The sequence below is a fragment of the Roseomonas gilardii genome (genome assembly GCF_001941945.1).
Classification (GTDB): domain Bacteria; phylum Pseudomonadota; class Alphaproteobacteria; order Acetobacterales; family Acetobacteraceae; genus Roseomonas.
Window position 1 is genome coordinate 1,248,186 of sequence record NZ_CP015583.1, and the last position, 18,795, is coordinate 1,266,980.

16 protein-coding genes are annotated in these 18,795 nt (G+C 69.1%); 6 read left to right on the forward strand and 10 right to left on the reverse strand.

The window, feature by feature from the left end; genetic code table 11:
• Positions 1-44: 44 nt before the first annotated feature.
• The 5 genes from RGI145_RS05535 to RGI145_RS05555 all read left to right on the forward strand — a co-directional run bounded on the left by RGI145_RS05535 (position 45) and on the right by RGI145_RS05555 (position 6,575).
• Positions 45-923 (forward strand): PPK2 family polyphosphate kinase, encoded by an 879-nt coding sequence (locus RGI145_RS05535; RefSeq protein ID WP_075797574.1) that lies wholly within the window; start codon positions 45-47, stop codon positions 921-923.
• Positions 924-1,102: 179 nt separating this feature from the next.
• Entirely contained in the window at positions 1,103-1,879 is a 777-nt protein-coding gene (locus tag RGI145_RS05540; RefSeq protein ID WP_075797575.1) for a gluconate 2-dehydrogenase subunit 3 family protein, read from the forward strand.
• Positions 1,879-3,645 carry a GMC family oxidoreductase gene (locus tag RGI145_RS05545; protein ID WP_075799864.1) on the forward strand — a complete coding sequence of 589 codons (1,767 nt, stop codon included), beginning with the start codon at positions 1,879-1,881 and terminating at the stop codon, positions 3,643-3,645. The genes RGI145_RS05540 and RGI145_RS05545 overlap by 1 nt, the downstream gene beginning before the upstream one ends.
• The gene (locus tag RGI145_RS05550) at positions 3,645-4,916 is read left to right on the forward strand and encodes a c-type cytochrome (RefSeq protein WP_075797576.1); all 1,272 of its coding nucleotides are present in this window, start codon (positions 3,645-3,647) and stop codon (positions 4,914-4,916) included. The genes RGI145_RS05545 and RGI145_RS05550 overlap by 1 nt, the downstream gene beginning before the upstream one ends.
• A 78-nt stretch (positions 4,917-4,994) precedes the next feature.
• Positions 4,995-6,575, forward strand: a complete 1,581-nt coding sequence (locus RGI145_RS05555; RefSeq protein WP_390889851.1) for an ABC transporter substrate-binding protein — start codon at positions 4,995-4,997, stop codon at positions 6,573-6,575.
• Positions 6,576-6,632: 57 nt separating this feature from the next.
• Here the strand turns inward: RGI145_RS05555 and clpA are convergent, their stop codons facing one another.
• From clpA to RGI145_RS05570, 3 genes are all read right to left on the reverse strand, one after another.
• On the reverse strand, positions 6,633-8,993 hold the full coding sequence (clpA, locus tag RGI145_RS05560; RefSeq protein ID WP_075797577.1) for an ATP-dependent Clp protease ATP-binding subunit ClpA: 2,361 nt from the start codon (positions 8,991-8,993) through the stop codon (positions 6,633-6,635).
• Positions 8,994-9,117: 124 nt separating this feature from the next.
• Positions 9,118-9,474: an ATP-dependent Clp protease adapter ClpS gene (clpS, locus tag RGI145_RS05565; RefSeq protein WP_027279944.1), complete on the reverse strand. Its 357-nt coding sequence runs from the start codon at positions 9,472-9,474 to the stop codon at positions 9,118-9,120.
• A gap of 349 nt (positions 9,475-9,823) precedes the next feature.
• Positions 9,824-10,351 carry a phasin family protein gene (locus RGI145_RS05570; RefSeq protein WP_075797578.1) on the reverse strand — a complete coding sequence of 176 codons (528 nt, stop codon included), beginning with the start codon at positions 10,349-10,351 and terminating at the stop codon, positions 9,824-9,826.
• Positions 10,352-10,682: 331 nt separating this feature from the next.
• Between RGI145_RS05570 and RGI145_RS05575 the strand changes: the two genes are divergently transcribed.
• Positions 10,683-11,906 (forward strand): D-alanyl-D-alanine carboxypeptidase family protein, encoded by a 1,224-nt coding sequence (locus RGI145_RS05575; RefSeq protein WP_237183214.1) that lies wholly within the window; start codon positions 10,683-10,685, stop codon positions 11,904-11,906.
• A 101-nt stretch (positions 11,907-12,007) separates the two neighbouring features.
• Here RGI145_RS05575 and RGI145_RS05580 read toward each other — a convergent pair whose 3' ends face one another.
• From RGI145_RS05580 to RGI145_RS05610, 7 genes are all read right to left on the reverse strand, one after another.
• Entirely contained in the window at positions 12,008-13,117 is a 1,110-nt protein-coding gene (locus tag RGI145_RS05580) for a DSD1 family PLP-dependent enzyme (RefSeq protein ID WP_075797579.1), read from the reverse strand.
• Between the two features lie 69 nt (positions 13,118-13,186).
• Positions 13,187-13,483 carry a gamma-glutamylcyclotransferase family protein gene (locus tag RGI145_RS25395; RefSeq protein WP_167668236.1) on the reverse strand — a complete coding sequence of 99 codons (297 nt, stop codon included), beginning with the start codon at positions 13,481-13,483 and terminating at the stop codon, positions 13,187-13,189.
• Between the two features lie 41 nt (positions 13,484-13,524).
• Entirely contained in the window at positions 13,525-14,934 is a 1,410-nt protein-coding gene (pgmG, locus tag RGI145_RS05590) for a phosphoglucomutase/phosphomannomutase PgmG (protein WP_075797581.1), read from the reverse strand.
• A 9-nt stretch (positions 14,935-14,943) separates the two neighbouring features.
• Complete coding sequence (locus RGI145_RS05595; RefSeq protein WP_075797582.1) at positions 14,944-16,251, reverse strand: UDP-glucose dehydrogenase family protein; 1,308 nt, start codon at positions 16,249-16,251, stop codon at positions 14,944-14,946.
• A gap of 13 nt (positions 16,252-16,264) precedes the next feature.
• Positions 16,265-17,137: a UTP--glucose-1-phosphate uridylyltransferase GalU gene (galU, locus tag RGI145_RS05600; RefSeq protein ID WP_075797583.1), complete on the reverse strand. Its 873-nt coding sequence runs from the start codon at positions 17,135-17,137 to the stop codon at positions 16,265-16,267.
• A gap of 97 nt (positions 17,138-17,234) precedes the next feature.
• Positions 17,235-17,921 carry a J domain-containing protein gene (locus RGI145_RS05605; protein ID WP_075797584.1) on the reverse strand — a complete coding sequence of 229 codons (687 nt, stop codon included), beginning with the start codon at positions 17,919-17,921 and terminating at the stop codon, positions 17,235-17,237.
• A gap of 77 nt (positions 17,922-17,998) precedes the next feature.
• Positions 17,999-18,670 (reverse strand): hypothetical protein, encoded by a 672-nt coding sequence (locus RGI145_RS05610; RefSeq protein ID WP_083670455.1) that lies wholly within the window; start codon positions 18,668-18,670, stop codon positions 17,999-18,001.
• Positions 18,671-18,795: the final 125 nt, after the last annotated feature.

Consider the following 18,795-nt stretch of genomic DNA (forward strand, 5'->3'; position numbering starts at 1 on the left):
GCTGGCGCGTTGCTTGCTGCACCGGACGGAACGGAGGCCAACCCATGTCGAATCCTATTCGCCAGCTCGTGGAACGACGGCGCATCACCTCGGGTGAGGGATTCGCGCTGAAGGACTATGCCACCGACGACAAGGGCAGCATCCCGCTGACCAAGGTCGAAAGCGAGGCGGCGCTGCAGGAGCGGATCGAGGCCATCGCCGAGTTGCAGGGCCGGCTCTATGCCAGCCGCCGCTGGTCCGTGCTCTGCATCTTCCAGGCGCAGGACGCCGCGGGCAAGGACAGTGCCATCAAGCATGTCTTCTCCGGCATCAACCCGCAGGGCTGCCAGGTCGTCTCCTTCTCCGCGCCGGTCGGGCTGGAGCGCGAGCACGACTTCCTCTGGCGCCATGTGGTGGCGCTGCCGGCCCGTGGCCGGATCGGCATCCACAATCGCTCCTGGTACGAGGAGGTCCTGGTGGCCCGCGTGCATCCGGAGATCCTGGCCGGCGAGGCGCTTCCGAAGGTCCTGGTGGATGACACGATCTGGGACGAACGGCTGGAGGACATCGCCTGCTTCGAGCGCTACCTCTCCCGGCAGGGGACGGTGCTGCTGAAGTTCTTCCTGCATCTCGGCGAGGAGGAGCAGCGCAAGCGCTTCCTGGCCCGGATCGACGAGCCGGACAAGAACTGGAAGCTGCAGCCTTCCGACATCGTGGACCGGCGCCGCTGGCACGATTACGAGACCGCCTACGAGACGGCGATCCGCGCCACGGCCGCGCCCTATGCGCCCTGGTACGTCCTGCCGGCGGACCGGAAGTGGCTGACCCGGTTGCTGGTGGCGGAGATCCTGCTCGGAACGATGCGGAAGCTGGACCTGCATTATCCCGAGGTCAGCGAAACCCAGCGGGACAGCTTGCAGAAGGCGCGCAAGGCCCTGAGCTGACAGGTTTGCCGCCAGGGCTGGCCCGGTCTGCCGGACCGGTGAACTTCCGTTCATGAAGTTCAAGACAAGACGATAAGCGCCCCGGGACTCGCGCGCCTCGCTTTCCTCCTGCGCCAGCCTGCCTAGCATCGCCCGCAAAGCCGGGGCCGCAGGGCTGCGGGAAGAAAGTGGAGTTTCCGATGCGGGGTGGTTTGACGCGGCGGCGGGCCTTGCTGTCGGCCAGTGCTCTCGTGGCGCTGGGCGCAACCGGACAGGCGCGCGAGATCCGCGGCCTGCTGCCGTGGCAGCCGGGCGAGGTCTGGCCGCCGGAGACCATGGCCCAGCCGGGATCCTGGCTCTTCCTGACGGCGGATGAGGCCGCGGTGATCGAGGTGATCGCCGAGCGGATGATCCCGACCGATTCCCTGGGACCCGGCGGGCGCGACGCGGGCTGCGCCATCTTCATCGACCGCCAGCTCGCCGGCCCCTATGGCCGCCGCGACGGCTGGTACATGCAGGGGCCCTTTCCCGCCGACCCCTTGCCGACCCAGGGCTACCAGTTGCCCTTCACCCCGCGGCAGATCTACCGCCAGGGCCTTGCGGCCCTCGCGCGGCATGTCGCCGCCAGTTTCAGCAACCGCCGCTTCCAGGACCTCGGCGGCGAGGACCAGGACAAGTTGCTGACCGGGCTGGAGAAGGGCGAGGTCAAGCTCGACGGCTTCGACGGCAAGGTGCTGTTCGAGCAGATCTACGGCAATGTCATGGAAGGCTACTTCGCCGATCCGATCTATGGCGGCAACAAGGGCATGGTCGGCTGGCGCATGATCGGCTTCCCCGGGGCGCGCTACGACTTCCGTGACGTGATCGCGCATCCGAACCAGCGCTACACCATCCCGCCCGTGGGTCTCATGGGGCGCCCGGAATGGGGCGGCCCCGGCGGCCCGCCGATCACCGCCGGATCGGGAGGGCGCATCTGATGCAGCGCCTGCCACGCAAGGATGCGGTGATCGTCGGCCTCGGCTGGACCGGGGCCATCATGGGCTACGAGCTCTGCCAGGCGGGGCTGGAGGTGGTAGCGCTGGAGCGCGGCCCCTGGCGCGACACCTCCACCGACTTCAACATCGGCACGGCGCCGGACGAGCTGCGCTATGCCATCCGCAACGAGCTCTTCTCGCAGCCGGCGCAGGACACGGTGACGGCGCGCAACAACCCGTCGCAGCGGGCGCTGCCGATCCGCAACTGGGGCAGCTTCCTGCCGGGCAACGGCGTCGGCGGCGCGGGTATCCACTGGAACGGGCACACCTGGCGCTTCATGCCGAGCGACTTCCGCCTGCGCTCGCACCTGACGGAACGCTACGGTGCGTCGATGATCCCGGAGGGCATGACCATCGCCGACTGGGGCCTGACCTATGAGGAGCTGGAGCCGCACTACGACAGGTTCGAGTATCTCTGCGGCATCGCGGGGCAGGCGGGGAACCTGAAGGGGCAGATCCAGCCGGGCGGCAATCCCTTCGAGGGCGAGCGCTCGCGCCCCTATCCGACGCCGCCGATGAAGATGTCGCACGCGCAGAACCTCTTCACCCGTGCGGCGACGGAAGTCGGGATGCATCCCTTCCCGCTGCCCTCGGCGAACATGTCGCAGCCCTATACCAACCCGCTCGGCATCACGATGGGGCCCTGCACCTATTGCGGCTTCTGCGAGCGCTTCGGCTGCGCCAACTATTCCAAGGCCAGCGCCCAGACCACGATCCTGCCGCTGCTGATGCGCCATCCCGGCTTCGAGGCCCGTACGCAGTGCGAGGTCTCGCATATCCTGATGTCGGCGGACGGCAAGACGGCGACCGGCGTCGTCTATGTCGATCCGCAGGGGCAGGAATGGGAGCAGCCCGCCGACATGGTGCTCCTCTGCGCCTACCAGCTCTGGAACGTGCGGCTGCTGCTGCATTCGAGGATCGGCCGCCCCTATGACCCGAACACGGGGGAGGGGGTGATCGGCAAGAACTACGCCTACCAGTGCAATTCCTCGGTGAACGGCTTCTTCGACGACCAGCTCTTCAATGCCTGGGCGGGGGCGGGCGCGCTGGGCATGACCTGTGACGACTACCAGGGCGATGTCTTCGACCACACCGGCCTGGGCTTCGTCGGCGGTGCCAACATCAATTGCACCACCACCAATGCGCGGCCGATCTCCGCCCGCCCCACCCCGCCCGGCACGCCGCGCTGGGGCAGCGCCTGGAAGAAGGCGACGGCCGAGAACTACCTGAAGGTCGCCAATGTCGGCAGCCAGGGGAGCGTCATGTCCTATCGCGACGCCTACCTGGACCTGGACCCGACCTACAAGGACCGGCTCGGGCGGCCGCTGCTGCGCATGACCTTCGACTACCACGACAACGAAGTGAAGATGTCCGCCTATGTGACGCAGAAGATGGAGCCGATCATGCGGGCCATGGGCGCGAAGCAGATCCGCTCCACGCCCAAGAAGGCGGGCTGGGACGTCGTTCCCTACCAGACCACGCACAACACCGGCGGCGCGATCATGGGGGCCGATCCGCGCAGCAGCGCGATCAACAAGTATTCCCAGATGTGGGACGTGCCGAACCTGTTCGTCTTCGGGGCCTCCGCCTTCCCGCAGAACCCGGGCTACAACCCCACCGGCACGGTCGGGGCGCTGGCCTACATGGCCGCGGACGCCATCACCACGCAGTACCTGAAGAACCCCGGCCAGCCGCTGGTGCAGGCCTGATGCGCCCGCTGTTCCTCGCCCTGGCGGGCTTCGCCGCGACCGCCATGGCCGCCGGTTCGCCCGCCCGCGCCGAACCCGACCGCTACGACCAGATCGAGCGCGGCCGCTACCTCGCCACACTGGGCGACTGCACCGCCTGCCATGCCGGTTCCGGCATCGCGCCCGGCATGCCCGGCTACAGCTCCCGAGGCTTCGCGGGCGGCCGGCCGATCGAGACGCCCTTCGGCCAGATCCGCGCGGCCAACATCACGCCGGACCGCGAAACCGGCATCGGCACCTGGACGGCGGATCATTTCTACCGTGCCCTGCACGAAGGCCGTGCGGCGGATGGAACGCATCTCTACCCGGCCTTTCCCTACACCTATTACACCCGGGTGACGCGCGAGGATTCCGACGCGATCTTCGCCTTCCTGCAATCGCTGGAGCCGGTGCAGAACCCGGTGGACCGGAACACGCTGCCCTTTCCCTTCAACATCCGCCTGCTGATGAAGGGCTGGAACCTGCTCTTCTTCCGCCCCGGCGAGTTCGAGCCGGTGATCGGCCGTTCGGCCGAATGGAATCGTGGCGCCTATATCGTGGAAGGACTGGGCCATTGCGGCGCCTGCCACACCCCCAAGAACATGCTGGGCGGCGACAGGACCTCCCAGACCCTGGGCGGCGGCGAACTGCAGGGCTGGTTCGCGCCTGCCCTGACCACGGACAACCGCGCCGGCATTGGCGGCTGGTCGATCGAGGAGATCGTGGAATACCTGCGCACCGGCCATAACGCGCACAGCGCCGCCTCCGGCCCCATGGCGGAGGTCGTGGAATACTCCACCAAGCTGATGACCGAGGCCGATCTCCGTGCCATCGCCACCTATCTGAAGCAGCCGCGCGAGGAGCCCGCCGTCGCTTCCGCCCCCGCGCCCCTGCCGGCCGGCAATGTCCAGATGCAGGCGGGCGCCGCGATCTACATGGATGGGTGCCAGGCCTGCCATGGCGCGGATGGCAAGGGCGTGGCCGGCCTCTTCCCCAGGCTGGCGGGCAGTCCCACGCTGCAGCAGTCCGGGCCGGAGACACTGCTGCGGGTGGTGATGCAGGGTTCCAAGCCGGCCACCACCGATGCGGTGCCCACCGCCGCATCGATGCCGGCCTTCGGCTGGCGCCTGACCGACGACCAGGCGGCGGCGGTGACCACCTATATCCGCAACAGCTGGGGCAATGCCGCTCCGGCGGTCACGGCCTCCCAGGCGCAGTCCATGCGAAGCCGGCTGGCGCAGAACCCGAACTAGGCCCCGTCCGCGGCCATCCTCCACCGGCATGCCGCTTGCAGGCGGAAGGGCAGCATGTCGGGATGGAGTGCTGTCATGATGCTGAAGCGACGCGCCGTACTGGGCGCGGCCGGCGCCCTGCTCGCCGCGCCACGGGTCGGTCGGGCACAGGATGCCCGCGTCCTGAAATTCATCCCCTATGCCGATGCGGCGGTGCTGGACCCGGTCTGGACCACCTCCTACGCCACGCGGAACCATGCGCTGCTGGTCTTCGACACGCTCTACGGCCTGAACGACCGCTTCGAGCCACAGCCGCAGATGGTCGCCGGCCATGTCACCGAGGATGACGGAAAGCTCTGGCGCCTGACACTGCGCCCCGGGCTGACGTTCCATGATGGGCAGCCGGTGCTGGCACGCGACTGCGTCGCCTCGATCCGGCGCTGGGCCCGGCGCGATGCCTTCGGGCAGGCGCTGATGGCCGCCACGGACGAGCTCTCGGCGCCCGATGACAGGACCATCCGGTTCCGCCTCAAGCGGCCTTTCCCGCTGCTGCCGGCGGCCCTGGGCAAGCCGGGTTCCAATGTTCCGGTCATCATGCCGGAGCGGCTGGCGAGCACCGATGCCTATACGCAGGTGAAGGAGATGGTGGGCAGCGGGCCCTTCCGCTTCCTGGCCGGGGAGCATGTGCCGGGCGCCCGCCTCTCCTATGCCCGTTTCGAGGGCTATGTGCCGCGCGAAGGCGGCGAGGCCAGCTTCACCGCCGGGCCCAGGGTGGCGCATTTCGACCGAGTGGAATGGCATGTGGTGCCGGACCCCGCGACCGCGGCGGCGGCGGTGCAGTCGGGCTCGGTGGACTGGCTCGACCATGCGCTGATCGACCTCGTGCCCGTGCTGAAGCGCGATGCGGGGCTGGAGGTCCGGGTGAACGACCCGACCGGGCTGATCGGCAACCTGCGCTTCAACCATCTGCTGCCGCCCTTCGACAATCCGGCGGTCCGCCGCGTGGTGCTGGCGGCGGTGAGCCAAGCGGACTGCATGTCCGCGGCGGCGGGTGCCGATCCCGCGTTGAGCCAGACCGGGGTGGGCTTCTTCGACCCGGCCTCCCCCATGGCTTCCGAGGTCGGGATGGAGGCGCTCGGCTCGCTCAGCGATCCGGCGAAGGCGAAGAAGGCCCTGGCCGAGGCGGGCTACAAGGGCGAGCGGGTGGTGATCCTGGCCGGGACGGATGTGCCGCGCATCAACGCCGTGTCCGAGGTCGTGGCCGAGACGATGCGGCAGATGGGCGTGAATCTGGACTATGTCGCCGCCGACTGGGGCAGCGTCGTTTCGCGCGCCACGGTCCGCAAGCCGATCGAGGAAGGTGGCTACAACTGCTACTGCACCTACTGGGCCGGGATCGATCAGTGGTCGCCCGCCGTGCACAACTTCCTGCGCGGCAATGGGGAGAAGGCGCCGAATGGCTGGCCGACCAGCCCGGAACTGGAGCATCTGCGCGACGCCTGGTTCACGGCGCCGGATGAGGCGAGCCAGAAGGATCTGGCGGCGCGGTTGCAGAAGCAGGCCTTCCTCGACGTACCCTATGTGCCGCTGGGCAAGATCCGGCAGCCGACCGCCTATCGGAAGGGGCTGGTGGGGATGCTGAGCGGCCCGCCGCAGTTCACCAACATCCGGCGCGCATGAAAAAGGGCGCGGCGGGTTTTCCCGCCGCGCCCTGATGTTTCCCGGTGGCCGGACGGATCAGTCCGCCGTCTCGGGCTCGCGCTCCGCCTCGCCATCGCCCGGGCCTTCCTCGGGCTTGGGCAGGGCAGGGGGCGGGGCCTCGGTGATGTCGAAGGTCAGGATGCCGTCCTTCATGCCGACCTTCACCGAGCCGCCCTTCACCAGCTTGCCGAAGAGCAGTTCCTCGGCCAGAGGCTTCTTGACGTATTCCTGGATGACACGGGCCAGCGGGCGCGCGCCGTAGAGGGGGTCGTAGCCCCGCTCCGCCAGCCACTCCTTGGCCGCCGAGGACAGCTCGATCGTGACGTTGCGGTCCGCGAGCTGGGCCTCCAGCTGCATCACGAACTTCTCGACGATGTTGCCCACGATCTCCGGCGACAGCCCGCTGAAGGGCACCACCGCATCCAGGCGGTTGCGGAACTCGGGGGTGAAGAGGCGCTTGATCGCCTCCTCGTCCTCGCCCGTCCGGACCTCACGCCCGAAGCCGATGCCGGCCTTGGCCATGTCGGAGGCCCCCGCATTGGTCGTCATGATCAGGATGACGTTGCGGAAGTCCACGATCTTGCCGTTGTGGTCGGTCAGCTTCCCGTGGTCCATCACCTGCAACAGGATGTTGTAGAGATCCTGGTGCGCCTTCTCGATCTCGTCGAGCAGGAGCACGCAATGCGGGTGCTGGTCCACGGCATCCGTCAGCAGGCCACCCTGGTCGAAGCCGACATAGCCCGGCGGCGCGCCGATCAGGCGGGAGACCGAGTGCCGCTCCATGTACTCGGACATGTCGAAGCGGGTCAGCTCGATGCCCAGCGTCTTGGCGAGCTGCTTGGCCACCTCGGTCTTGCCGACGCCGGTCGGGCCGCTGAACAGGTAGTTGCCGATCGGCTTCTCCGGGTCGCGCAGCCCGGCGCGGGACAGCTTGATCGCAGCGGACAGTGCCTCGATCGCCTTGTCCTGGCCGAAGACCATGGACTTCAGGTCGCGCTCCAGGTTCTTGAGCGTCTCCTTGTCGTCCGTGCTGACGGATTTCGGCGGGATGCGCGCGATCTTCGCGACGATGTCCTCGACATCCTTCAGCGTCACGGTCTTCCGGCGCTTGTTCTCCGGCAGCAGCATGCGGGAGGCGCCGACCTCGTCGATCACGTCGATCGCCTTGTCCGGCAGCTTCCGGTCATTGATGTACTTGGCCGAAAGCTCCACCGCCGCCCGGATGGCCTCCGGCGTGTAGCGGACCTTGTGGTGCTTCTCGTAGTTGGTCTTCAGCCCCTGGAGGATCTTCACCGCATCCTCGACCGACGGCTCGTTCACGTCGATCTTCTGGAAGCGGCGGACCAGCGCCCGGTCCTTCTCGAAGTGCTGGCGGTATTCCTTGTAGGTCGTGGAGCCCACGCAGCGCAGCGTGCCCTGGGCCAGGGCCGGCTTGAGCAGGTTGGAGGCGTCCATCGCCCCGCCGGAGGTGGCGCCGGCGCCGATCACCGTATGGATCTCGTCGATGAAGAGGATGGAGCCCGGATGCTGCTCCAGCTCCGTCACCACGGCCTTCAGCCGCTCCTCGAAATCGCCGCGGTAGCGGGTGCCGGCCAGAAGCGCGCCCATGTCGAGCGCGAAGATGGTGGACTTCAGCAGCACCTCGGGCACGTCGCCCTCGATGATCCGCTTGGCCAGGCCCTCCGCGATCGCAGTCTTGCCCACGCCCGGGTCGCCCACATAGAGCGGGTTGTTCTTGGTGCGGCGGCAGAGGATCTGGATGGTCCGCTCGATCTCGCTGTCGCGGCCGATAAGCGGGTCGATCTTGCCCTGCTGCGCCTTCTTGTTGAGGTTGACGCAGTAGTTGGAAAGGGCGTCCTGGCCCCGCTTGGCGCCGGTCTCGCCGCGGCGCTCCTCCTCCTTGCCCCGGGGCTCGCCACCTTCCTCGGCATTGCCCTGGACCGGGCGGTTCTGTGACCGGCCGGGGGCCTTGGCGATGCCATGGGAGATGAAGTTCACGGCGTCGAGCCGCGTCATGTCCTGCAGCTGCAGGAAGTAGACGGCATGGCTTTCGCGCTCGCTGAACAGGGCGACCAGGACATTGGCGCCCGTCACCTCGTCGCGGCCGGAGGACTGGACGTGGATCGCGGCGCGCTGGACGACCCGCTGGAAGCCGGCCGTGGGCTTGGGATCGCCGCCGCGGTCGCTGATCAGGCCGGCGAGGTCCTTGTCCAGGAACTCGGCGAGGTCCCGCTTGAGCTTCTCCAGCTCGACACCACAGGCGCGAAGCACCGTGGTGGCGTCCGTATCGTCACAGAGGGAAAGAAGAAGGTGCTCCAGCGTCGCATACTCGTGCCGGCGGTCATTCGCGAGCGCCAGGGCGCGATGGAGCGTCTGTTCGAGGTTGCGGGACAGCATACTGAGGCGACGCTCCCCTGATGGTCTGCCCCGGAGCGGGATGCGCCGGGGACAGGGTGGTTAGAAGGCTAATGTGGGGCCTTTCCTTACAGGACGGGAGAGGCGTTACACGATTGTTTCACGTCTAGTCTTTCTCAATCGTGCATTGAAGTGGGTGCTGGTTCTGCCGGGCCAGGTCCATGACCTGGGTCACCTTGGTCTCCGCCACCTCATAGGTGAAGACACCGCAGACCCCGACCCCGCGCCGGTGCACGTGGAGCATGATGCGAGTCGCCTCCTCCCGGTTCTTCTGGAAGAAGCGCTCAAGGACATGCACGACGAACTCCATCGGCGTGTAGTCGTCGTTGAGCATCAGGACCTTGTACATGGCGGGCTTGCGCGTCTTCGGACGCGCCTTGACGACCACGCCGCTCGCCGGTCCCTGATCCCCTTGTCCGCCGCCGGGGGTGTTCCCGTCGGGCCTCTTATCCTGTTCGCTCATCGGTCGCCCGCTCAACCGGGCCGTCCCGCCGGAAGGGGCGGGGCGGCGGAATGCTCTCTGGAATGGAAGGCGATTGGCGCGGGAATATCAAGATGAAGCCGCACCGTCCGCCGGGGCGACGCGCCGGAAATGGCGCGCGCCGGACCGCTGCCGAGATGGCGCTCGCTGTCCGGGAATGCAAGGCACCGGTCCCGCGGCCCACGCGGCCCGGATCGCGGCTGCGGGAATGCGTGCCGCCCCGCCGGGCCAGGGCCAAAGCCGGAAACGGCAAAAGCCCGGCCACTCTCGCGGCCAGGCTGTGCCTGGGGGCCGGATATCCTCCGGCCCCGCCATGGATCCGTGACGGGGATCAGACGTTCAGCGGCTTGGTGGCGCGCTCCATCACCAGCGTCATGCGCTGGGCGAGCGGGGCGCCGGCCTGCTCGGCGAGGCGGAAGCCGGCCTCCTGCAGCTTGGCGGTCTCGCCCATCACCCGCTCCAGCGTCTGGCGAGCGAAGTTGGCCTGCAGCTCCGCCGCGTCCTTCACGCTGCGCACGGTGGCGAAGGCGCGGGCGTTCTCCATGGCCTGGTCGGACAGGGACTGGAACAGGGCGAAGGTCTGGCGGCTCAGATCCTGCGTGCCGGCCACGTAGGTCTGCGTCGCCTGGGTCAGCGCCTCGACATTGCCGCGGCCGAAATCCATCGCTTCCTGAGCGGACTTGAAGATGCCCTCGGCGAGCTTGGTGGCCTGGGTCATGCTTTCCTCCATCATGCGACGAGCCTGGGTCGCGCCGGTCTCCAGGGCGGCCTTGCTCTGCTGCGCTGCCTCGTTGGCGGCCGCAGCGACGTTCTGGGTGGTGTCGGACGCGAGCCGCGCAACCTTCGGTTCGGTAGCCATGTCTTCTATATCTCCCAAGTCTTGCGGCCAGTGTTGTAGCTCTTTGCTGCGCCGCAGCAAAGGGGTTTTCGCCTCAAATCGGTTTGGGTTCCACAACAAAATTGATGCGGGACACAAAAATTTGTGCCCAGCCGGGGACAGAGGACCGCAGCTTTCCGAAAATTCGAGCAAATTCCGCATGATGGCCGTGGACACGGACATGGGGTGATGATTATCGTCGGTTGTCCGGCACGCTGGGGGGTGTGCCTGGGCCTGGACATCGAGTCCGCGAGGGGGAACTACGGATATGTCACTTGGCTGGCGCACGCCCCGTCGCGTGCGATGCTTGGCCTTGGCATTCGCCTTGGTATCGGGCTGGGGGGCAACCGTTCTGGGGATCGCCCCGGCGGCGGCACAGATCGGCTCCGATCGCTATGCCTCGATCGTCATCGACGCACGGAGCGGTCAGGCCCTGTCCGCCGCGAATGCCGACGAGCCGCGCTATCCCGCCTCGCTGACCAAGATGATGACGCTCTACCTGCTGTTCGAGGCGCTGCGGGATGGCCGCATGACGCTGGACAGCCGCATGGTGATGAGCTCCGAGGCAGCCTCGCAGGCCCCGTCGAAGCTGGGCATCCCGCCCGGCAGCTCGATCTCGGTGGAACAGGCCATCCTGGCCCTGGTCACCCTCTCGGCCAACGACGTGGCCTGGATGATCGGCGAGACGCTGGGTGGCAGCAACGACCGCTTCGCCCAGATGATGACGCAGAAGGCGCGCCAGATCGGGATGACGAACACGGTCTTCCGCAACGCCAACGGGCTGCCGGATTTCCAGCAGATCACCACGGCGCGGGACATGGCGACGCTGGGGCGGCGCCTCTACATCGATTTCCCGAATCGCTACCACTATTTCTCCACGCCGGAATTCCGCTACGGCGGCCGGCGCGTGCGGTCGCACAACCGGATGATCGGCACCTATGACGGTGTGGACGGCATCAAGACCGGCTTCATCTCGGCCTCCGGCTTCAACATCGTCACCTCGGCGCAGCGCCAGGGGCAGAGGCTGATGGTGGCGGTCTTCGGCGGCTCCACCTGGGTGGAACGCGACCGCCACGCCGCCGCGCTGCTGGATGACGGCTTCGCCAAGATGGGCGTCGAGCCCTCCGCGCCCTCCTCGCTGCTGATGGCCTCCGCCGGCGCGGGTGCCGCGCGCGCCGCCGGCGGGCTGATCACCGGCCGGGCCCATGCGGCCACGGTGAGCGCTGGTGGCGGCACGCGGGTGGCCCGCCTCGCCGCGGCCCGGCAGGCCCGGCTGGCCGCCGCCGAGCTGGCACGCCGCGATCCCCCGGCGAAGCTGGTGCGGACCGCGGCGCAGATCCGCCCGCTGCGTCCGATCACCCGCAATGCCAAGGTCCTGGAGCAGGGCGATGGCGGGGCCTTCATCCGCACGGCGAAGCCCCAGGCCGCGCGCGGCCGCGCCGCCACCCCGGTCGCCGTGCGCGCCCCGGCGAAGCCCGCCCCCGCGCCCGCCCGCGCCGCCCATGCCGGCACCAAGCAGCGCGAGGCGCGCCGCTGACGCGCCAGGCGAAGGGCCGCCCCCTTCGCCGCCATTCCGGGGAGCGCCTTCCGCCCGCGTGAGCCGGCGAAAGGCGCTCTTTTCCGTTCAGGGGACGGAAATCAGGCCATCGCGCCGCGCGCCGCAACCGGCCAGACGCATTCCACGCGCCCGTCCCGCACGCCGACATACCAGTCGAAGCGGTCCACCGTCGGGTCGCAATGGCCGGGCACCAGGCGGAGCTTCTCGCCGATCGCGGGGAGGGCGGTGCCTTCGGCCGTGATGGTGCCGTGCTCGTCCGAGGGGCGCCCGTAGATCAGGCCGGGGCGCCCATGGACGAGCGGCATGCCGCTGTCGGTGGGCAGCGCCTTGTGGCCCGCATCGACCACCGCGCGGCCGCTTTCCCTGGGCGCGCTCATCACCTGCGCCAGCACGAAGAGCGACTGCCGGAAGGGCGGCGGCGTCCCGTTGCGGGCGTAATCCGCATCCATGAAGGCATAGGAACCCGCCTGGATCTCCGTCCAGAGCCCGCTTTCCAGCTCCAGCGGGAAGCTGCCGGTGCCGGCGCCGCCCACGATGGGGCAGTCGAGTCCCTGCTGCCGGAGCTGTTCCAGCGTATGCCGGGTGTCATCGGCGGCGTGGCGGATGGCGGCGGCGCGCTCCTCCGGGGTGCGGAGGTGCTGTGCCTTGCCGTGATAGGCCTGCAACCCGCCGAAGCGGAGGTGCGGCGAGGCGGCGATGCGACCGGCCAGGGCCACCGCCTCCGGCCCCGGCGCGATGCCGCAGCGCCCGGGGCCGACATCGATCTCCACCAGCACGGACAGGCGCCACCCCGCCGCCTCGGCGGCCTCCTCGATCACCGGGATCATGGCCGGGTCATCGGCGCAGAGTGCCACCCGGGCGATGCCCGACAGCGCCGCCAGCCGCGCCAGCTTGCGCGGCGAGACCACCTCGTTGCTGACCAGGATGTCGTCCACCCCGCCCCAGGCGAGGATCTCCGCCTCGGCCACCTTCTGCACGCACTGGCCCACGGCGCCGCGGGCCATCTGCAGGCGCGCGATGACGGGCGACTTGTGGGTCTTGGCATGGGCGCGCAGCTTCGAGCCGGTGGGGGCCAGCCGGGCCGCCATGGCATCCAGATTGGCCTCGAAGGCATCGAGGTCGAGGATCAGGGCCGGGGTATCGACCTCCTCCTCGCGCATCCCCGGCTCCGCCGGCAGCCGCTGCAACATTCCAACCATCCCCTGGATTCGTCCGGGACACGGTAGCGCGGGGCGCCGCCCCTGTTCAGGCCGCCGGCTTCACCAGAGCTCTGCCCCCGCGAGATGGCGCGGCACGACGAAGGCCCGGGCGCGGCGCGGGCCATGGCGGGTCAGCACGCGAAAGGGATGGAGGCGGTAGCAGGCGCCCTCATAGGCGCGGAGGCGGCACATCGCCCTGGCGGCGGGACGGACCAGCAGCCCCGCCACGGTCCCGCCCGGCGCGGAGCGAAGGGTGGGGTAGGGAGTGCCGCGGAAGACCACCCGGCGGTGGCCTTCCAGGCTGGCGGGCCAGGCCCGCCATGGCAGCCGGGGGTCTCCCGACTGCCGGGCCAGCACGCGGCGGTCGAGCAGCGTGCCGTAGAGGAAGAGCGGAAGCGTCAGTGCCCCGCGTTCTCGCCCGAGAAATCCGGCGCGGCGAGGCCGGAGGCCTGGAGCTGCTCGGACAGGCTGGCCTTCAGCCGCTCCAGCCCTTCCTCGCTCTTGGCCTCGCAGCGCGCGACCAGCACCGCCTGGGTGTTGGAGGCGCGCAGCAGCCACCAGCCGTCCTCGGTCAGCACCCGCACGCCGTCCACGTCCTGCACATTCGCGCCGGCCTTGGCGAGGCGGTCCTTCACCTCGGACACCACGACGAACTTCTTCTCCTCGGGGCAGTCGAAGCGCAGCTCCGGGGTGTTGATCACCTGCGGCAGCGCCTTGCGCACGTCGGAGAGCTTCTCCGACATCCGCGCCACGATGCCGAGCAGGCGCACGGCGGAGTAGGGGGCGTCGTCGAAGCCGTACCACTTGTCCGCGTAGAAGGTGTGGCCCGACATCTCGCCGGCCAGCGGCGCCTTGGTCTCGGCCATCTTCTGCTTGATCAGCGAGTGGCCGGTCTTCCACATCAGCGGCTTGCCGCCGGCCTTCTCGACCTCGTCAAACAGGACCTGGGAGGCCTTCACGTCGGCGATGATGGTAGCGCCCGGCATGGACTTCAGCACGTCGCGCGCTAGCACCACCAGGAGCTGGTCGCCGAACAGCATGTGGCCCTCGTCATCCACCACGCCCAGCCGGTCCGCGTCGCCGTCGAAGGCGATGCCGAGGTCGGCCTTCTGCTTCTTCACCTCGGCGATGATCTGCTCAAGGTTCTTCGGCACGGTCGGGTCGGGATGGTGGTTCGGGAAGCGCCCGTCGATCTCGGCATTGATCACGATGTGCTTGCCCGGCAGCACCTTGGCCAGCTTCTCGGTGATCTCGCCGCCGGAGCCGTTGCCCGGGTCCCAGACCACGGTCAGCTCGCGGTCGCCGCCGTCATAGTCCTGCATCATGCGGGCGACGTACTTGTCGGCGATGTCCACGGTCTCGGAGGAGCCCTGGGCCTCCTCCACCACGTCGCCGGCCGCCGCCATCGTGCCGATCTGCTGGATCTGCGCGCCGAAGAAGGGCTTGTTCTTCAGCACCATCTTGAAGCCGTTGTAGTCGGGCGGGTTGTGGCTGCCCGTCACCATCACGCCGCCATCGGCCTTCAGCTCATAGGCGCCGTAATAGAGCATCGGGGTCGGGCAGCAGCCGACGCGCAGGACCTTCAGGCCGCAGGCGGTGAGGCCCTTCACCAGCGCCTCCTCCAGCATGGTGGAGGACAGGCGGCCGTCATAGCCGACCGCGACCACCGAGCCGCCCTCGCGCTTCACGACGGAGCCGAAGCAGCGGCCGATCGCGAAGGCATCCTCACCGGACAGGGTCTTACCGACGATGCCGCGGATGTCGTACTCGCGCAGGCTGGTCGGGTCGAATTTATGCTGGAACGTCATGCGGGTTCCTCAGGATCGTCCGATGGAGTGGTAGCGGAAGCCGGCCTGGCGCATGGCCTCCGGCTCCCAGGCATTGCGCAGGTCCAGAACGAGGTCGCCGCGCATGGCCTGGCGCAGCTTCTCCGGCGCCAGGGCGCGGAACTCGTTCCACTCCGTCAATAGCACGGTCGCGTCCGCGCCGCGCGCCGCATCCAGCGCGTTCTCGGCGAAGACCACGCTCCCGGGCAGGATCTGGCGGGCATGGCCGGAGCCCTGCGGGTCATAGGCGCGGATGCTGGCCCCGGCTTCCACCAGCCGGGGGATCACCGCGAGCGAGGCGGCCTCGCGCATGTCGTCCGTCTCGGGCTTGAAGGTCAGGCCCAGGATGGCGACGGTCTTGCCACGGGCATCGCCGCCGAAGGCCGCGATGACGCGCTCGGCCATCTCCAGCTTGCGCGCGTCGTTATAGGCCACGGTCGCATCCACGATGGACATGGGCGCGCCATGGTCCTGCGCGGTGCGGGACAGGGCGAGCGTGTCCTTGGGGAAGCAGGAGCCGCCGAAGCCCGGGCCGGGATGGAGGAACTTGCGGCCGATGCGGCCGTCCAGCCCCATGCCCTTGGCCACGGCATGGACGTCGCCACCCACCTTCTCGCAGAGGTCGGCCATCTGGTTGATGAAGGAGATCTTCACCGCCAGGAAGGCGTTGGCGGCGTATTTGATCAGCTCCGCCGTTTCCAGCCCGGTGGCCAGGATCGGCGTCTCGATCAGGTTCAGCGGGCGGTAGAGCCGGCGCAGCACCGCCTCGGCACGCTCGTTCTCCACCCCGATCACCACCCGGTCCGGACGCATGAAGTCGCCGATGGCGCTGCCTTCGCGCAGGAATTCCGGGTTGGAGGCGACCTGGATGTCCAGGTCCGGGCGGGCCCGGCGGACGATCTTCTGCACCTCCCGCCCCGTGCCGACCGGGACGGTGGACTTGGTGACCAGCACCAGCGGCCCTTCCGCCGCCCGCGCCACCTGCTCGGCGGCGGCATAGACATAGGTCAGGTCCGCATGGCCGTCGCCGCGCCGGGTGGGCGTGCCGACGGCCAGGAAGACCGCATCGGCCCGCCGGACCGCCTCGGTGAGATCGGTGGTGAAGTGCAGCCGCTCGTCGCGGACATTATCCTCCACGAGCCGGTCCAGGCCCGGCTCGTAGATCGGGATGTGCCCTTCCCGCAGGGCCCGGATCTTCTCCGCGTCGCTGTCCACGACGTGGACGTCCACGCCGAACTCCGCGAAGCAGGCTCCGGAAACGAGGCCGACATAGCCGGCCCCGATCATGGCGATACGCAAGTGGCGGCCCTTCTCAGTCGCAGTACTTGGGCAGGAACTCGCGCACCTTGTCCGCCAGGTCCGGCCGCTTCAGGGCGAAGGCGATCTGCGCTTCCAGGAAGCCGCCCTTGTCGCCGCAGTCGAAGCGGCGGCCCTCGTAGCGCAGCCCGTGGAAGGGCTGGTCGGGGATCAGCTTGGCCATGGCGTCGGTGAGCTGCACCTCCCCGCCCGCGCCGCGCTCCATGCGGGAGAGGTACTGCACCACCTCCGGCATCAGCACGTAGCGGCCGATGATGGTGAGGTTCGAGGGCGCCTCCTCCGGAGCGGGCTTCTCCACCAGCCCCTTCACGGAGACCAGCTTGCCCTTGTCCTCCGCCACGTCGAGCACGCCGTAGTTCTTGACGCGCGACATGGGGACCTCCTCGATCGCCACCACGTTGCCGCCGGTCTCCTGATAGGCATCGGCGAGCTGCCTGGTGCAGGAGGTCTCGCAGAGCATCAGGTCGTCGGGCAGCAGGATGGCGAAGGGCTCGTCGCCGATGAAGGCACGGGCACACCAGATGGCATGGCCCAGGCCCATCGGGATCTGCTGGCGCACCGTGGTGATGCTGCCCGGCGGCAGGGACTGGTGCCGCAGCATCTCCAGCAGCTCGGTCTTGGAACGCTCCTCCAGGGTGCGCTCCAGCTCGTAGGCGACATCGAAATGCTCGACGATGGCCGTCTTGCCGCGGCCCGTGACGAAGCAGAACTGCTCGATACCCGCTTCCCGGGCTTCCTCCACCGCATACTGGATCAGGGGCTTGTCGACGACGGGCAGCATCTCCTTGGCCAGCGCCTTGGTGGCGGGCAGGAAGCGCGTGCCCAGGCCCGCGACGGGCAGGACAGCCTTGCGAAGAGGCTTGTTCACAACATCGGGTCCTTTCGAAACGCAGGGCTAGGATTGCCATGAGGCTTGGCCGCTGTCAGCCCGCGGGTAAAGCCACTTGTGGTTGTAGGTTAATATTTCAACGAAGCAACGTATCGCGTGCCTCGTTGAGCCGTGCCGCCAGCCAGTCCGAGCCTCCCCGGTCGGGATGGGCCACCCGCATCAGGCGCAGATAGGCGGCCCTGACCTGATCGGGGCTGGCATCCTCGTGCAGGCCGAGCACCGCCAGGGCCTCCTCCCGACCCATCGGAGGCGCGCCGGGACGGGGCGGCTCCGCCTCGTCTCCCGGTTGCATCCGGGCAATCCATGCTTCCAGGAGAGGCACGCTATCCGGATCATTCTCCAGGCAATCAGCAAAAATTTCTTCGATTTGTGATCGCCGGAGCATGGCGAGGTCGCATCCGGCGTGGCGGCCGCGCAGCACCGTTCCCGACATGGTGCCCGTGGCGGGGTCGATCCGCAGCGAGAGGGTCGCCGTCTCCACCACATCCTCCGCCGCTCCCTGCGGCGGCGGGGTGGCGCCGAAGCTCGCCGCCAGGCGCCGGGCCTGCCACCGGCGCCAGGCCAGCGGCGCCAGGGTGAAGAGCAGGAAGAGCGCCATCGGCCCTCGCCCGCTGACGACCAGCAGGCCGCCGACAGCCAGGGCCAGGAAGGCGCCGAACCAGAGCAAGGCTGCCCGGACCTGCGTCACCGAGGCGCTGGCGAAGCCGCGCAGCGCCAACAGCGCCAGGAGCAGCACGAGGCTGCCGAGTGCGATCCACACCATGGGGCTTCAGCGCCCCTCCCGGCGCGCCGTCGCCGGTGGCGCGGAGCAGCGAGGCGCCACGGAGGGGAGTGCCGGGATCATGCGCCGGCGGGCGCCGGGAGCTGCCGGGCAAGGGCCCGGGCCGCCGTGCCGGGCAGCCGCGACAGGGCGGCGTGACCCCCCGCCGCATAGACCGCCACGGCCCGCAGCAGATCCGCCAGGGCGCTCGGGGAGGCCGAATCGAAGGGGGCCCAGGCGCCGCCGGAAAGCCGGGCGACTTGCCGGAACACGTTCTCCACAGCCGGGTCGCGGCCTTCCTGGAACAGGAAGACTGGCGTCCGCCTGCTTCCGAGCAGCCCGGCGGCATGGCAGATCGGGTCCGCCGGCTCCTCCAGCGCATCGCCGACGAAGACCAGCGCGGCGAGGCGGTCCCGCCCGGTTTCCGCTAGGGCATGATCCAGCAGCCGCAGCAACTGGGTGCGGCCGCCGAGGCACGACAAGCCGGACATGCGCCGCGCCAGCTCTGTGCCATCGTTCAGGTAGGGCGTGGCGGCGAATTCCCCGAAGCCCCGGTAATAGGCCAGCGAGACCGCGATGCCGCCCAGGCCGCGCACCGCCAGGAACATCTCCCCCTGCACGGCGCAGGCACGGTCCCAGGCCGGCTGGCGGCTGGCGGTGGCGTCGATGCCGAAGAGCAGGCGCGCCGGGCGCGGACGCGGCGCGAGGCGGAGGCCGGGCAGGGTCTCCGCCCGCCGCAGGAAACCGGCCACCGCCCGGCTCGGGGTGGCGGGACCGGAAGGGGGAAGGACGGGCGGCTTCGCCATGCAGGAAGAATGGGGGCGCGGGCCGCCCGGCGCCAGGGTCCATCGCCCCCGGCCGCCCCCCTTCCGGGAGG

Excerpts from the sequence above, each read along its gene's own strand:
- RGI145_RS05545 (WP_075799864.1), top strand. The coding sequence starts at position 1,879 with ATGCAGCGCCTGCCACGCAAGGATGCGGTGATCGTCGGCCTCGGCTGG.
- RGI145_RS05555 (WP_390889851.1), top strand. The coding sequence starts at position 4,995 with ATGCTGAAGCGACGCGCCGTACTGGGCGCGGCCGGCGCCCTGCTCGCC.
- pgmG (WP_075797581.1), bottom strand. The coding sequence starts at position 14,934 with ATGACGTTCCAGCATAAATTCGACCCGACCAGCCTGCGCGAGTACGAC.
- clpA (WP_075797577.1), bottom strand. The coding sequence starts at position 8,993 with ATGCTGTCCCGCAACCTCGAACAGACGCTCCATCGCGCCCTGGCGCTC.
- clpS (WP_027279944.1), bottom strand. The coding sequence starts at position 9,474 with ATGAGCGAACAGGATAAGAGGCCCGACGGGAACACCCCCGGCGGCGGA.
- RGI145_RS05570 (WP_075797578.1), bottom strand. The coding sequence starts at position 10,351 with ATGGCTACCGAACCGAAGGTTGCGCGGCTCGCGTCCGACACCACCCAG.
- RGI145_RS05550 (WP_075797576.1), top strand. The coding sequence starts at position 3,645 with ATGCGCCCGCTGTTCCTCGCCCTGGCGGGCTTCGCCGCGACCGCCATG.
- RGI145_RS05540 (WP_075797575.1), top strand. The coding sequence starts at position 1,103 with ATGCGGGGTGGTTTGACGCGGCGGCGGGCCTTGCTGTCGGCCAGTGCT.
- RGI145_RS05605 (WP_075797584.1), bottom strand. The coding sequence starts at position 17,921 with ATGGTGTGGATCGCACTCGGCAGCCTCGTGCTGCTCCTGGCGCTGTTG.
- RGI145_RS05580 (WP_075797579.1), bottom strand. The coding sequence starts at position 13,117 with ATGTTGCAGCGGCTGCCGGCGGAGCCGGGGATGCGCGAGGAGGAGGTC.
- RGI145_RS05535 (WP_075797574.1), top strand. The coding sequence starts at position 45 with ATGTCGAATCCTATTCGCCAGCTCGTGGAACGACGGCGCATCACCTCG.